Here is a 15,237-nt window from a genome sequence, read left to right on the forward strand (position 1 = left end):
GGCAGGCCAGACTGGTTCTTTATCCTGAGCCAATGGGGCCTGGAAAAATAAAAGGTCTGCTGTGCTCTTTGGATGATAAACAGGCTTTTGGTGCGCAGGCCATTCTTGATGTCTATTTCGAGCGCTGAGAAATTGAAAATAGCTATGGAGAAATAAAACACCAGATGCTTGAGGATAGTATTCTTTTGCGTAGTCAGACTGTAGATGGAGTCAATCAAGAGCTATGGGGTATATTGCTAGCCTACAATTTAATTCGAGTAGAGATAAGTCGAATAGCCAAAGAGGCTAAAGTCTCCCCGCTGAGAATTAGTTTTGTCATGGCTTTGCGGGATATACAGGATGAAATACTCTGGTGTGCCATCGCTTCGCCAGGTTCAATTCCAAAGAAATTAAGGGCGATGCGAGAACGAGTGAAACGTTATATTCTTCCAGAAAAAAGAAAACGGCCCAAAAGTAGGACCGTTCGAATTTCAAAAACTCGGTACACCATTAAGTCAAAGCATGCTTAACTGAATGGTGTTAGCTATAAAGCGGCTTTTAAGTTTAATTATTTACAATTAACGTTTGGTAAATACAAGGCCGCCATCATTTGCATCAATAACAATCACGCAACCTGGTAAGTAGTCTCCATTAAGTAACTTTTGTGCCAGCGGGTTTTCAATCGTTTGTTGAATAGCACGCTTAAGCGGACGTGCACCGTACACAGGATCAAACCCACTTGCTGCAATTCGCTCAAGAGCAGCATCGCTTATTTCAAGCAGATATCCCATCTCAGTTAAACGCTCACGTAATTTCATTAACTGAATATCAGCTATTTCTTTTATATGCTCGTTTGCTAACGGGTGGAACACGACAGTCTCGTCTATACGGTTAATAAATTCAGGCCTAAACTCATTAATTAATACTTCCATTACTTTAGCTTTAAGGGTCGTGTAATCATTATTACCCGCTTGCTCTTGGATAATATCTGAGCCTAAATTTGAGGTCATGATAATAACAGTATTTTTAAAATCAACGGTTCTACCCTGCCCGTCAGTTAATCGGCCATCATCTAATACTTGCAGTAAAATATTAAACACATCAGGATGCGCCTTTTCTATTTCATCAAGCAATATCACTGAGTAAGGTTTACGACGTACTGCCTCGGTTAAATAACCGCCCTCTTCGTAGCCCACGTAACCTGGAGGTGCCCCTACTAAACGTGCAACTGAATGCTTTTCCATGAACTCAGACATGTCGATACGCACCATGGCATCTTCGGTATCAAACATAAAACCAGCCAGTGCTTTTGTCAGCTCTGTTTTACCCACACCAGTTGGACCTAAAAATAAGAAAGAACCAATAGGACGATTAGGATCTGCAAGCCCGGCACGTGAGCGTCGTATTGCGTTAGAAACAGCAACAACCGCTTCATCTTGCCCTATTACTTTACTGTGTAACTTATCTTCCATTTGCAGCAGCTTTTCACGCTCACCTTGTAGCATTCTTGCAACAGGAATACCTGTCCAGCGAGACAGTATTTCAGCTATTTCATCTTCACCTACTTGGTTTTTAAGCAGGGTCATTTCTTGCATTTCGGCTTGTGAGGCTAAATCAAGTTTTCGTTCAAGCTCTGGAATTCGCCCATATTGCAGCTCTGACATACGCTGTAAATCACTTGCCCTTCGCGCTACATCTAAATCTAATCTTGCTTGTTCAAGCTCGGCTTTAATTACTTGCGTGCCTTGAAGTGATGCTTTTTCAGCATTCCATATCTCGTCTAGCTCACGATATTGCCCATCAAGGTCGGTGATCAACTCTTGCATTTCAGCTCGGCGTTTTTGACTTGCTTCGTCTTTTTCTTTCGCTAGTGCGTTATCTTCAAGTTTTAATTGAATAATACGACGTTCGAGTTTGTCTAATGACTCTGGTTTTGAATCAATTTGTAATCGAATTGAAGAACCCGCTTCATCTATTAAATCAATCGCTTTATCCGGTAACTGACGGTCGCTAATGTAACGATGAGATAACTGCGCCGCAGCAACAATCGCGGGGTCAGTAATTTCTACTGAATGATGTAACTCATATCGCTCTTTTAAGCCACGTAATATTGCAATGGTATCTTCAACAGATGGCTCTTCAATAAGTACCTTTTGGAATCGACGCTCAAGAGCTGCGTCTTTTTCTATATATTTACGGTATTCATCAAGCGTGGTTGCGCCAACACAGTGTAATTCACCGCGTGCTAATGCTGGCTTTAACATATTGCCTGCATCCATGGCGCCGTCACTTTTTCCTGCACCTACAATAGTATGTATTTCATCAATAAATAAAATAACCTGGCCTTCTTCTTTAGCCAATTCGTTTAATACTGATTTTAAACGTTCTTCAAATTCGCCACGGTATTTAGCACCCGCAACTAACGCCCCTAAATCAAGTGATAGTACGCGTTTATTTTTTAATCCTTCAGGTACTTCACCATTAATAATACGCTGTGCTAACCCCTCGGCAATTGCTGTTTTACCAACACCTGGCTCACCGATTAATACAGGGTTATTTTTAGTGCGGCGTTGTAGTACCTGAATCGTGCGGCGAATTTCGTCATCGCGACCAATAACGGGGTCAAGCTTACCTTGCTCTGCTCGCTCAGTTAGATCAATCGTGAATTTTTCAAGCGCTTGACGTGTTTCTTCGGCATTTGGGTCATCAACTTTTTGACCGCCGCGAATCGCTTTAATTGCAGTTTCAATTTTAGTCGAGGTAATATTTAACGACCTAAATATATCGCCAAGTGGACCTTTATCATCGCATGCCGCCAGTACAAATAATTCACTTGAAATATATTTGTCTTTGCGCTTTTGCGCGTACTTATCGCATAGATTAATAAGTGAAGCCATATTGTTTGATAGCTGGACATCGCCACCTACACCTTCGACCTTAAATAATTTTTCTATTTCTTGTGAAAGCTTGGTGTTGAGTTCGTCAGCGCTGACACCCGTTTGTGCAAATAATGCACGTACACTAGAGCCACTTTGCTTTAGCAATGAATACATTAAATGTACGGGTTCAATAAATTGATGATCACGCCCAAGGGCTAGCGATTGCGCATCAGAAAGCGCAGATTGAAATTTACTTGTAAATCTATCTAAACGCATGGTGTTACCTATTAAATAATCTAATTGCTTAATTAATGGGTATGTTTAGGTGTTTGTTCAAGGTGTAGGGGGAAATATAATGATTAAAGATACTAATTACTTGCGCCAGATCAAACTTGCCATACGTCCAGTTTGTCCATCTCGTCGATAAGAAAAAAACAAGTCACTTTGAGAGACTGTACAATAGTCGCCACCCGTAATACTTTTAACTCCTAGCTGGGTAAGTAAAGTACGCGCAATACCATAAATATCAGCAAGATATTTGCCATTAGTTTGTAGTGTAAATGCTTGAATAAATAAAGAGGACCTTTTTTTAAATAACTCAAATACCTCAGCCCCAACCTCAAATCGGCTTGGTCCAATTGCAGGCCCTAGCCACGCACTTATATTTTCATATTTTGTACTAAAGCATTCTAATGTATTTTTAATAATTCCCTGCTCAAGCCCTCGCCAGCCAGCATGTATAGCTGCAACTTCTTTTTCATCATCACTCACTAATAAAATAGGTAAGCAATCGGCGGTCATTATAGCCAAAGGCTGATTTAATAACTGAGTATAAAGCGCATCAGCATCGTGTAACTCGTCAAAATCAAAATGTTCATCAACAATAATAACATTAGAGCTATGAACTTGATTTAGCCACACGGCAGGTTTAGGTAGGAGGTTTGTTAATAATGAGCGGTTTTTTGATACATGATTTTGATTATCACCAACATGGAATCCCAAATTAAAACTTTTAAATGGGACTTTTGAAACACCACCTCCACAAGTAGTACTTAACGTTCCTACTTTATGAAGGTTTTGCCATGTCGCTGACAATAAGTGCATTATCTATCGATATCAGGATTAGCTTTAGTATCTTCACGTAGTGCATGTGTCATAGCAACCATATCATCAGGGATAGGTGCTTGCCATGTCATCATTTCACCCGTGATTGGATGCGCAATGCTCAATTTTACAGCATGTAGTGCTTGGCGTCTAAAGCTACGAAGTAACTCAAATAACTCGGGTGTTGCACCTTTAGGTGGACGTGGACGGCCGCCATAAGATTGATCGCCAATTAGCGGATGATTTAAATGTGCCATGTGCACACGAATCTGGTGAGTACGACCTGTTTCTAAGCGTAAGCGCAAGCGTGTATGAGCACGGAATTTTTCAGCAACACGATAGTGCGTGATAGCCGGTTTACCCAGTTCATGTACTGCCATATGAGTACGCTGAGTCGGATGGCGGCCAATCGCTTTTTCAACCATACCACCAGCAGTCATAGTACCATTACACAGTGCTTCATATTCACGCGTGAAGTTTTCACGCTTTTGTAGCGCTGTTACTAAATGCGTTTGTGCTGGAATCGTTTTAGCTACAACCATTAAACCGGTCGTGTCTTTATCTAAACGATGTACAATACCTGCGCGTGGCACGTTAATTATTTCAGGGTAGTAATGTAGTAATGCGTTTAGCACTGTTCCATTAGGATTACCTGCACCAGGGTGAACCACTAGGCCCATAGGTTTATTAATTACCAAAATATCATCGTCTTCATAAACAATGTTTAATTTGATATCTTGTGCTTCGTATTCGCGTGGTGCTTCAATTGTTGTTTCAACACTAACAACTTCACCACCGAGTAGCTTTTCGCGTGGAGTGTTGAAAATTTCACCATCTACGGTGATTTTATCATCCAATATCCACGTTTTTATACGAGAACGTGAATAATCAGGGAACAATTGTGCTAATACTTGGTCTAGACGTTTACCACCTAATTCGGTTGGAACGTCGGCTTGAAGAGAAATTTGCTCTGACATTAGTAACTTTACCCAATTTACCAGTGCAAGCTTTGCTCGACTGGGTTAGAATCGCTTTTAATAAAAGCATAATATAATACGCATAGTTTACTCGGTTTTACCGACTTGGCCTAGCCGAAGACATCGAAGGTAACAAATAAAATGATAAATAAAATAGGGAAACGTGCATTTGCCATTGTTTTTTCAGTTTCTGTACTTAGTTTAGGCGCTTGTTCGTCTGCTCCAGACCAAGAAGACATTCAACGTGTACCGAATAAGTCTGCACACGCTTTATATGAAGATGCAAAAGAAACACTAGATTCTGGTTTATATGCTCGTGCAATTGAACTTTTGAGTGCAATAGACTCTCGCTACCCATTTGGCCCATTCTCTAAACAAGTACAAATGGACTTAGTGTATGCACATTACCAATCAGGTAATACTGAACAAGCACTTGCAACCATTGACCGCTTTATTCGCTTAAATCCAAACCATAAAGACCTAGATTACATGTATTACATGCGTGGTTTAGTAAACATTAAAGCAGATAAAAATGCGTTCCAAGAGTACTTTGGTGTAGATAGAGCTGATAGAGATGCAAACCGTACACGTGTTGCATTTACTGATTTATCGACACTAGTAAAACGCTTTCCAAAAAGTGATTACGCGCCTGAAGCTAAGCGTCGTTTAGTATGGCTTTTAAATCGTATGGCACGTTATGAATTAAAAGTAGCCACTTACTATTATGAGCGTGAAGCTTATTTAGCTGCTGCTAATAGAGGTAAGTTTGTTGTTGAACACTACTCACAAAGCAGTTACTTGGATCCCGCGCTTGAAATGATGGAAAAAAGTTACGACCAATTAGGTTTAACTGAGCTTAGTGAGCACGCAAAGCAAACACGAAGACTAAATAAAAGAACTAAATAAACAAAAAGGCGCTTAGTAAGCGCCTTCTTACTGCGTAGTAAAAAATCTTAAATCGCTTCTTCATCTTCCTCAGCAGTACGAATACGTATTACACGCTCAACATCAGTGACAAATATTTTACCGTCACCGATTTTTCCTGTTTGTGCCGTTTTTACAATAACTTCAATTGCACGGTCTACATCTTCATCAGTCAATACAATATCAAGTTTTACTTTAGGTAAAAAATCAACCATATACTCTGCGCCACGATATAACTCAGTGTGACCTTTCTGACGTCCAAAACCTTTTACTTCGCTTACCGTCATACCTGTAATACCCACATCAGACAATGCTTCACGCACATCGTCTAACTTAAAAGGTTTGATAATTGCTTCTATTTTTTTCATATTAATTACTTTTGAAAGCTCCAGTTGTCTCGATTTTAGACAATCATGGTGTTCATAGCAAACAAAGCAATTGAATTACGGTGATAAAACAACCGATCATGATATAATTTACTATATAAAAATAGCATACTTAAATAACTAGCAGTAAATGAGATTAATATGAAAAATAAACAAAACGGATTCACTCTTTTAGAACTCATGGTAACCGTTGCTATCGTTGGGATCATTGCATCCATTGCGATTTGGAATAGCAGCGATATGCTAGAAGAAAATAGAGCTGAAAATTTTTTGTTGGAATTAAAAAGAAATATTGCATATGCACGTGCTCAAGCAGCAATTACTGATGAGATTGTTATTGTGTGTCCGGTACTCAGAGCCAAAAAGTTTGGCAGTTCTAATCTAACGTGTAAAAGTGAGTGGGGCTCGACCAGTACTGTGATCTTATTTATAGATTCTGATAACAATGGAGGCTATGATAGTGCGAATGATAGTCTACTACGCGTAATGTCGGATATATCATCTAATGATAAAATAAAATTCACAGGCGACAGCAGCCTTCGCTTTAATACTAGCGGCCGAATTACAGCAAATCTAGTCAACTCAAAAATCAAAGAATTTACCGGCTTTATCTATTGTCCAAATAGCGATAACGAAAATAATAAAGCACTTAACGTATCAGTCTCTGGGACTGCTTTTTATCTTGGTGATACCACTATTACGTGCGATTAAAAAACATACAACCTTATCTTGTCATATTCGTATCATTTACTAGACTAAGTTAATCATCTATTAACTCAGGTCTTCACGGATGAGATTAACAATATCAAAAAATAAGGGAATAACACTTCTTGAATTAATGGTATCGATTGCTGTTGTCAGTATTGTTAGTCAATTATCCATGTGGTTTTATCCAGATTTTTTAGCAAAAAACAGGTTAGATAATCATATAAGTCTCCTACACAGAAATATAAATTACGGCCGCTTATATGCCATTGAGAATAGCACTTATGTTACATTATGTGCGCTAAAAGACACCCAATGTAAAGAAGGTGAATGGGGTGGTCAAATGTCACTATTTACCGATAAAGATAATTCGACCACGCTAGATGACGATGAATTACTCTTAAGTACATTTGAGAAAGTGCACGAAGCTGACAATCTTGAGTACCCTCGTAGTGCAATTACTTTTCGTCCTGATGGATCGTTAAATGGTTTTCAAAATGGTACTTTTATATATTGCCCTAATAACAATAAAGCCAATCTCGAAGGATTGGCTTTATCTGTTAGTCAAACAGGTAGAATACGCATTAAATCAACAGATAAATGCCAGAAGAAATAACTCTAATTATCTTCCCCAACAGTAACCAATATCTTTTCCTTTGTCTGTTTTGTCCCCTTGCGCGCCTTTAGTACCTGTATCAGTTATTGATAACTCAGTGCAATCGCCGTCTCCTTTTACCGGCCCTGCCACCGGTTTAGCAGAGATTGTGAAGGTATTTTTATCAATGACTTTAATTGATAATTCAAAATGTCCATTTTCTGTCTTACTCTGAATCCCTATATCACTCGTTAACTCGGTATACTCTCTGTTATCGACAAAGTACTGTTCTTCTTTGTTTGCTGCATCCAATAATGCTGCGATGGCCTCTGCGCGAGAAGCACGCTTTACATATTCAGTATAGTTAGGCAGCGCGATTGAAGCGAGTATGCCGATAATAGCAACGGCTATCATCAGCTCAATTAAGGTAAATCCTCGTTGTTTTTTCATCTAATTTCCTTAATTATTAACTTCGTCATTTTCTTCACGTTTATAAATATATGTTTGTTGTGTTTTAAAGCCAAACCCTAGAGTATTATCGTTTACTAACTGAATCTTACCATCGACAATAGTTAAACTAGGACCCTTTATTTCAGGTGGTTTCATTGGGTTTTCAGCATCTTCACCTTTAATACCAGGCCCTATTAAATAAAACTGACTTTCTTGTGTTACGTCAACGGTTGGATTGTCATCGCATTTACCGTCACCATTACCATCCACACATGAGGGACCTTCACCAAAGTATAACTGGGGTGTATCTGGTACATCATAGCTTGTTGTAAATTTAAGATCGTCATACACTTTCGTACCATAATGTAAGTGAAATGCATATAAAGAACCACCACCACCACTTAGCGAGCATTGGTTTTCAGTCGATGTACCTGATGATGGGGTAAAACTTGTAAAGTATGCAACACCTCCAACTACTGTTGCAGCCGCTAGTGACTTCTCTGCTGCACCTAGCTCATACCTCCAGCCATTAAATTTAGCCAAATCAACTTCTAAATCAACAAAATCATCAACGTCATCTAGTGCATTGCCAAATGGGTCTGAATTCATTTGCATCAGATCAGCAGGTAAAATAGTATCTGGAGCATTCGTTTTATACGATTTTGTAACCGTATTTTCATCTCTGATCATAAACAATTGATCTTTTTCATTGGTGCCAGTTGGTTTTGAGCGATTACCACTACCAATAACTATCGCATCATACGGTGTATCTAAGCGTGTTATAACAGTGCTACCATTAATTGTTGTTTCGCTTACTTTACTATAAATTGTACGTGCTACGAGTGGCTTATAGAAAAAGCGCCTGTCCTCGGTTGCTTTATTACTACCAAGCTCAGCTAATTTAAAGTGACTAAATTCACTAGTATTAGTACCTGGCATATCTATGCGCCAAACATCTCCACCGGTATCTGCCGCATAAATTCTGTCTATATATCCATCATAATCTGAATCAAGTGTCGTTATATTAGCCGCAATACTATGCTTACCTTTAAAGCCATTTATATCGGGTGTTAATGCCCACACTCTTTTACCTGTTTCAGCTTCAACAATATAGATACCTCGTCCTACATTATCTTCACTTTTAATTGCCGCATCTTTATTGGTATCGTACCCCGCACCAAAAATTAATAAAGGCTTATCACCAAATGCTTTAATATAGGCTATTTGCGGTTTTGACCATGTTTGTGCAAGCTCTTTAAAGTCGCCCTTTCCGCCTTCAATCGGACTATCCCATAGCTTTTTAGGCTGATCGGGATTTGTTATATCTAGTGCGTAATAGTTTTCCCCACCACGACGCATCCCTGCAAATACCCACACTTTATCATTACCACTAGCATCAATAATACCGTCATTTAAGCCATCACTATTTAAGTTTTTATTATTAAAATAAACGCTAATTGGACCATCCATACCATATTTTTTACCCGTTTCTTTGCTACGTAGTGGTTGAATAATACTGTACAGTGATGAGGGAATAAATGCCCAGCTCTCAGACACTTCATTATTAGTATCATCGTCTTTGAACATATGTAAAAAGCCAGCATTAGTACCAATAAGAATACGAATATCATCATTACCGTAGTCAAGCGCTACTGGCTTTGAATGAAGAGGATCACCAAAAATATCATCTCTTTGATCCGTAGTATCCTTATCTTCATCTTCGTCATCAACATCAATACCCATAGCCCATTTTATATCTGAGCTAGATAAGCTGATTGGGTTATTAGTGATTAAATCAAGAATGTCACTAACTATTGATGTAGTAAATCGAACAATATCACCTTGTTTATCTGTATATAATGTTCTTCGTTCTTCGGCGTTAGTTCCTGTTAAGGTGCTTAGTTGATAATTAACGCCACCTTGCGCTACTAAGTTACCATCTGCTGACTTACCGGCAGGAAGCCAAAATGTTTTTGCATCAGTATCTATTAAACCATCAGAATCGAGAGCTACATTGTTTGTTGAATCAACAATATTACTACCTGACATTTTTAATTTTTTTAAGTTACCGCCCCAACGCGTATTTGTCTCTGGATAGAACATTGCAAAATAAATAGCATCTCTACTACGGGTTTGATCTACGTTGTTACTAGCAACAGAAGGAGATGAAAAGCTATCATTTACCTCTCTAATACGTGAAATAGTATTTTTTAGTGCTTTAGACAGCGCTTCTGATGTTCGAGCCTCTAGATATTGCCCACCACCAACAGTTGCTGCTTTATCGAGTAAATCAATTCCTCCTTGGCTCATTCCAGTACCAAAGCCAATAGTATAAAGGCGAGCTGTATCTAAAACATCACTTGTTGGTGTATACAAATCCACCGGTCTATCGGACGTCCCGTGTAAAATTTTAGCCATTGCGACTAAATAGCTATCGCTATATTTACCATCATCAAAAGGAATAGCATCAGTAAAAAGACTATTGTGGACATCGGCAATAAAGGAATCTCTATCATTTTCGTTTGTAGGGTCACCATCTGTCATTAAAATAATGTTTATTGAATTATCGCAGCGTAATGGATCACTATTACTCTGCTCAAAAGGAGATCTATAAGTTACGTTATTATCAATACTTTTGTCTCTATCATTATAGTATCGACCATAATCAAGGGTTTTCCCTGTTATATAGCGATAAGCCTCCCATAACGTCTCTGTTATTGGCGTTCCACCATTGGCAGGTAAATCATCAATATCTTGTAAAATATTAGATTTATTAGCTCCAACTTTAGCTACTACATACCCACCAGCACTGTCCTTGAATCGCATTAAACCAAAATCAATATCATCATTATCACTAACTAATTGAGTAATAGCTCTTTGCGCAACGTTTAAGCGGCTATCATTACAAGACACAACAGGATATCCAAAATCATAGTTATTCCCACTAGTTTTCGTACCATTATAAAACCGACTTGAACGTATACCTTGAAAACTAGACTCCTTTTTGTAGCATTGGTATTGATCGCTAAAAAGGACATTACTTTCAAAACACGTAATCCGTGAAAAGCGAGGAGTGGTTCTTGCTACCCCATCCCACTGGTAACAGCGATCTCCATCTGCAACATCAAAGGCCATACTGCCTGATGTATCAAAAATTAATAAAACTTTGGGCTTTTCGTCTGTTTCTACATTATGGTTAACATACAACTCAATGTCTTCTGCGCTTGCTGCTAGACTGACTACTATGCCCAGTAATCCTGCTAGCACTTTGTTTAATTTATAATTCATATTAAATTCCCTTACTTATGCTAGCCATCTCTTGTGCTACGCCAGTAACAATCGTGAGTGTATGCTTGCTTTTAGAACCGTACTCAATCGTGGTAGCAACTTGTACCATGTTGCACGATATACCCGCTGTAAAATTGAAACGTCGTGGGCACTCTAAATCAAGAGCTCCGTTATTAAGGTTTATCATTTTACTTTGCATATCGTCATGAGTCGCAATTACCATACCCTCTTTGTCAGCAGCAGCAATCGAGGTGACTTCATCAGGACTCAAGAAAAACTGGTTATTTGCACCTTTATTTGCTTCATTAGAAATCATGCGCTGTACTTCACCAATAAGTTCATTTTCAGCCACCTCACGCTCTTGAGCAGCATTGGTAATTTTAATGTCGATGCTACTACTACTCATAAGAGTCACAGCTATACCCGTTACAGCAATTACCATTATTAGAGCAGTGATCAGTACTACACCCTGCTGCTTTTTCTGTGATTGTTTTAAATGCGCCATAAATTTGATCCAACATTATTTAATCGAATAGTAGTGGTAAATACCGTGCGTCTGAAAGTATCGGTAAATTTCAATTCACGTTTATCTTTATCTTCACCTAATGTATAAGTTTGGTTTTTAATTTTAACTCCAGGGTCTGGCTGCAATGCGCGTATTAATAAAAAAACCTGTACAGTTAAAATACCCTTTCGATTTTCCCAATCAGTATGCTCAATACCTTTGATACTTCGGTAGGTATCTACACGGTTATCACTGTTTGTATCAAGACCAAAAACAAACCGCATGTTCTCAACGCCTTCCATAATAGTTTCGGTGGTGATGCTCCCACCAACTAGACGCTTTCTCATTAATGCAGGTACAGTCAGGTTCTTGTTATTGACTTTATATGTTTGCTCTGAAATATAATAAACATGGTGGCTGTACGGCCAAATAGATGCATTAGCAGAACTACCCGAAATCACCTCTCGTTTAAATTGAGCGCTCTCTTGCTCTGCTACAAAGTAGTTTTCATCCGCTTGAGTCTCACTTTCAGTTAATTGGTCACCTTGTAAAAACTTTAACTGAATGATATCTGTGCCTTTGACAGGGTTAGTTACGCAGTTTAATTCTTTTGATACATCTGCAACCTTCGCATAAATAGTTCTAAAGTTACTCGCAGTTGCCAAGTCAGGAAAGCTACCATTGTTTAGTCCTTCAAAACAATCAGCTCCTGGGTTTGATAATGTTTTTGTATTTACCGCTGTAAATGAATCATCATAATAAGTACCCCAAAAACCAATTTGTTCGATATCGCGTTGCATTATGTTAATTGCAAGACGCCCTGATTCCTGGAGTTCACCAATAGTCATCGTATCTCTGGTGGTTACTTTCATACCTATATAGGTAAACATAACGCCGCCTAAAATTAACCCACCAATAAATAATGAAATCATCATTTCTACAAGTGTAAAACCTTTTTGCTTCATGTTAGCTCCTAAGGTAAATGTAACTAGTCAAAACAACTAAACGGCGTTTTTTATCAGCCGCTCCACACTTGATAGCGCCAGTCGTACTACTAGCATTAAACTCTTGTCGCCCTTGCCACGAAACAATTACCTCTAAATTAAATGCCTTACCACCTGAGCCAGCAACAGCTGTAGGTGCAATACATACAGTAGCATCATCTAAAGAGCCCGTATTTTCTCGAGCTCTTATAGCTCTTTTCCACTGTTCAAGATCTAGTGCAGCAACTTGCGCTGCGCTACAAGCACTTGTGAAGCAGGTCTGCGAGGTTGTCGTTGCAGTTTTACTATTAAATGTTTGTGTGTACAGTCCGGCTATTTGAGGGGTATCGTTAGCACGGATACGCTGCACAATATCATTACCAAGTGCAACTGCAGCAGCACGTTGCATAGAATCAAAGCTTGCTTGCTTTGCTTTTGCTTGCAGGGCAACTGCGCCTAAAAGACCAAAACTAAGAATAATAAATGCAATTAACACTTCAATTAGAGTGAAGCCTCTTTGCACTTTTGTTTGAGATGACTGCATAATAGAACCAAATAAAAATTATCTGATTATAAGTTTATGCTATTTATTTGAGGAATCAATGAGGACTAAGACAAGCGGTTATATTTGTTGATAAACGGTTAATTAAATCGGCTCATTCAACAAAAAAGTAGTAATTAAGCGTAAATGCATTTAACTCAGAGGCAACTTAATTGCGAAATAAGTCTAAAGCGTATTTTTAACTAATTTAAGCTCGCGACGGCTCACTGGCAATAACTCACTGCACCCTTGTAGCTCAATCATATGATTGCCATTCCCTTTTGAATGCAAAGCGATTACTTTTTGTTTATTCACTAAAGTATTGCGGTGAATTCGTAAAACATATGCGGGATATTGCAGCTCTAATTGCTTTAAGCTTTGTTCAAGTAAAGCCTCTCCACCTGAGAATATCATTTTGGTATATTTTTCTTCTGCACTAAAGTACAAAACATCATTTATATCAACACTACGTAAAGTACCCGCTAACTGATAAGATACTTTTACATTTTGTTGTTTTTGAATATGTACTTTATTTAAACGGCCTACTTGCTTAAGTACCTTCTGCAGTGATTGCTCTGTAATAGGTTTAACTAAATAACCTGCAGCACTTAACTGTAAAGCATCGAAAGCATGCTCAGGGTGGGCAGTTATAAAAACAACAGCAGGAGGTAGGGTTAAACGATTAAGTTCATTAGCAACTTGTAAACCATTCATACCGGGCATATCAACATCTAAAAAAATCAAATCTGGCGTTTGCTTTTTAGCAAGTGCTAAGGCTTCATTACCATTACTTGCCTCACCTTGCACAACTATACTTTTATCATGTGCTAACAAACGGATTAAGCGAGATCTCGCCAGAGGTTCATCATCAACAATGAGTACATTCATACACTGCCCTCAATTAGCTTAGGGATAACGACCTTGACCCTAAACACATCATTTTTATTAGTAATTGTTAGCTGTGCTTTATTTTTATAATAAATATTTAATCGCTGGCGAATATTTTCAAGTGCCATTCCGTTATTAGGCCTAGTTTGAGCATTAGAAATTGTTATAGGGTTGGAAACAATCATAGTTATATAGCCGGTAGTGATATGTAGCTCTACTTTTATTTCTGCACCATGCTCACTTGTTTCAACGCCGTGGCATACCGCATTTTCAATTAATGGCTGCAGGGTTAAGCAAGGAATGCTCAATGCGGGTAGTTCATTAGGTATTTGCCAATCAACTCTTAAGCGATTACCAAAACGCCATGTTTCAAGTGCGATATATTGCTTACTCAGCGTTATTTCATCTTCAAGAGATACATTCTTCCCCGGGTGCATTGCAGCCTGCGATAAGGCGGCTAATGCTAAAATAGCCTGTTCTGCCGCATCGGCATCATGATGGGTAAGCTCTGCAGCAGTGTTTAAACTATTATATAAAAAATGAGGACGTATTCTAGCTTGTAAGGCATCAAGCTCTGCACGAGAAAGTGCTTTAGTTTGCTGCTCTTTTTCAAAATGAATTAATAAAAATTGGACGAATAAAGCCGCCAGTAAAGCCACTATAATACAATTGCGAAGTGTGAAATAAATTAGGTTATTTGTATCATCTGTATCAAAAGCAAAATGAGAAAATAAAATACTAAAAATACAGGTAAATAATAAAAAAGAGACAAAAAATAGACTTAATTGAAAAGCTTGAGTACGTTTTTGTAAGAAAAATCTACAGAAGTATAAAGAAGAGGTACCGACTAAAACAATTAAATGCATAAACAAACTAATGATCCCAAGTCGAAGCCAAATATCTCCTTCTACATTAGGTGCAAAAGCTAAAACAATAGCAATAACTTGAGAAACAATAAGCGTGGCTAACACGCCTCGCTCATTAAAAAGAGCCGAAAAAAGCAAACCATCATTTTGAAGTGACTTGCTCATAA

At 38.4% G+C, this 15,237-nt stretch carries 14 protein-coding genes; 3 read left to right on the forward strand and 11 right to left on the reverse strand.

The features are described 5' to 3' along the window. Positions 1 to 557: 557 nt before the first annotated feature. The 3 genes from clpB to rluD all read right to left on the reverse strand — a co-directional run bounded on the left by clpB (position 558) and on the right by rluD (position 4,939). A complete protein-coding gene (clpB, locus tag I6F40_RS16700; protein WP_166378772.1) occupies positions 558 to 3,134 on the reverse strand; it encodes an ATP-dependent chaperone ClpB in 2,577 nt (858 codons plus the stop codon). Between the two features lie 96 nt (positions 3,135 to 3,230). Then, entirely contained in the window at positions 3,231 to 3,962 is a 732-nt protein-coding gene (gene pgeF, locus I6F40_RS16705) for a peptidoglycan editing factor PgeF (RefSeq protein WP_197193221.1), read from the reverse strand. Continuing rightward, the gene (rluD, locus tag I6F40_RS16710; protein WP_002962209.1) at positions 3,962 to 4,939 is read right to left on the reverse strand and encodes a 23S rRNA pseudouridine(1911/1915/1917) synthase RluD; all 978 of its coding nucleotides are present in this window, start codon (positions 4,937 to 4,939) and stop codon (positions 3,962 to 3,964) included. The genes pgeF and rluD overlap by 1 nt, the downstream gene beginning before the upstream one ends. A gap of 141 nt (positions 4,940 to 5,080) precedes the next feature. Between rluD and I6F40_RS16715 the strand changes: the two genes are divergently transcribed. Beyond that, positions 5,081 to 5,845 (forward strand): outer membrane protein assembly factor BamD, encoded by a 765-nt coding sequence (locus tag I6F40_RS16715; RefSeq protein WP_007581382.1) that lies wholly within the window; start codon positions 5,081 to 5,083, stop codon positions 5,843 to 5,845. Positions 5,846 to 5,892: 47 nt separating this feature from the next. Here the strand turns inward: I6F40_RS16715 and glnB are convergent, their stop codons facing one another. Beyond that, entirely contained in the window at positions 5,893 to 6,231 is a 339-nt protein-coding gene (gene glnB, locus I6F40_RS16720) for a nitrogen regulatory protein P-II (RefSeq protein WP_002962211.1), read from the reverse strand. Between the two features lie 159 nt (positions 6,232 to 6,390). On the opposite strand from glnB, the gene I6F40_RS16725 reads away from it, so the two are divergent. Further along, positions 6,391 to 6,960 (forward strand): GspH/FimT family pseudopilin, encoded by a 570-nt coding sequence (locus I6F40_RS16725; protein ID WP_166378776.1) that lies wholly within the window; start codon positions 6,391 to 6,393, stop codon positions 6,958 to 6,960. 79 nt (positions 6,961 to 7,039) lie between these two features. Beyond that, positions 7,040 to 7,570 (forward strand): GspH/FimT family pseudopilin, encoded by a 531-nt coding sequence (locus I6F40_RS16730; RefSeq protein ID WP_166378778.1) that lies wholly within the window; start codon positions 7,040 to 7,042, stop codon positions 7,568 to 7,570. 6 nt (positions 7,571 to 7,576) lie between these two features. Here I6F40_RS16730 and I6F40_RS16735 read toward each other — a convergent pair whose 3' ends face one another. The 7 genes from I6F40_RS16735 to I6F40_RS16765 all read right to left on the reverse strand — a co-directional run bounded on the left by I6F40_RS16735 (position 7,577) and on the right by I6F40_RS16765 (position 15,235). Further along, positions 7,577 to 7,999 carry a type IV pilin protein gene (locus I6F40_RS16735; protein WP_166378780.1) on the reverse strand — a complete coding sequence of 141 codons (423 nt, stop codon included), beginning with the start codon at positions 7,997 to 7,999 and terminating at the stop codon, positions 7,577 to 7,579. 9 nt (positions 8,000 to 8,008) lie between these two features. Further along, entirely contained in the window at positions 8,009 to 11,287 is a 3,279-nt protein-coding gene (locus tag I6F40_RS16740; RefSeq protein ID WP_166378782.1) for a pilus assembly protein, read from the reverse strand. A 1-nt stretch (position 11,288) separates the two neighbouring features. Further along, positions 11,289 to 11,792, reverse strand: a complete 504-nt coding sequence (locus I6F40_RS16745) for a pilus assembly protein PilX (RefSeq protein WP_166378784.1) — start codon at positions 11,790 to 11,792, stop codon at positions 11,289 to 11,291. Beyond that, a complete protein-coding gene (locus tag I6F40_RS16750) occupies positions 11,780 to 12,757 on the reverse strand; it encodes a PilW family protein (RefSeq protein ID WP_197193222.1) in 978 nt (325 codons plus the stop codon). Before I6F40_RS16750 ends, I6F40_RS16745 begins: the two co-directional genes overlap by 13 nt. Position 12,758: 1 nt before the next feature. Then, positions 12,759 to 13,319, reverse strand: a complete 561-nt coding sequence (gene pilV / locus I6F40_RS16755; protein WP_166378788.1) for a type IV pilus modification protein PilV — start codon at positions 13,317 to 13,319, stop codon at positions 12,759 to 12,761. Between the two features lie 183 nt (positions 13,320 to 13,502). Next, positions 13,503 to 14,204: a LytR/AlgR family response regulator transcription factor gene (locus tag I6F40_RS16760; RefSeq protein WP_197193223.1), complete on the reverse strand. Its 702-nt coding sequence runs from the start codon at positions 14,202 to 14,204 to the stop codon at positions 13,503 to 13,505. Further along, complete coding sequence (locus I6F40_RS16765) at positions 14,201 to 15,235, reverse strand: sensor histidine kinase (RefSeq protein WP_197193224.1); 1,035 nt, start codon at positions 15,233 to 15,235, stop codon at positions 14,201 to 14,203. The genes I6F40_RS16760 and I6F40_RS16765 overlap by 4 nt, the downstream gene beginning before the upstream one ends. Positions 15,236 to 15,237: the final 2 nt, after the last annotated feature.

Source organism: Pseudoalteromonas sp. SWXJ133 (assembly GCF_015864365.1).
GTDB classification, from domain to species: domain Bacteria; phylum Pseudomonadota; class Gammaproteobacteria; order Enterobacterales; family Alteromonadaceae; genus Pseudoalteromonas; species Pseudoalteromonas arctica.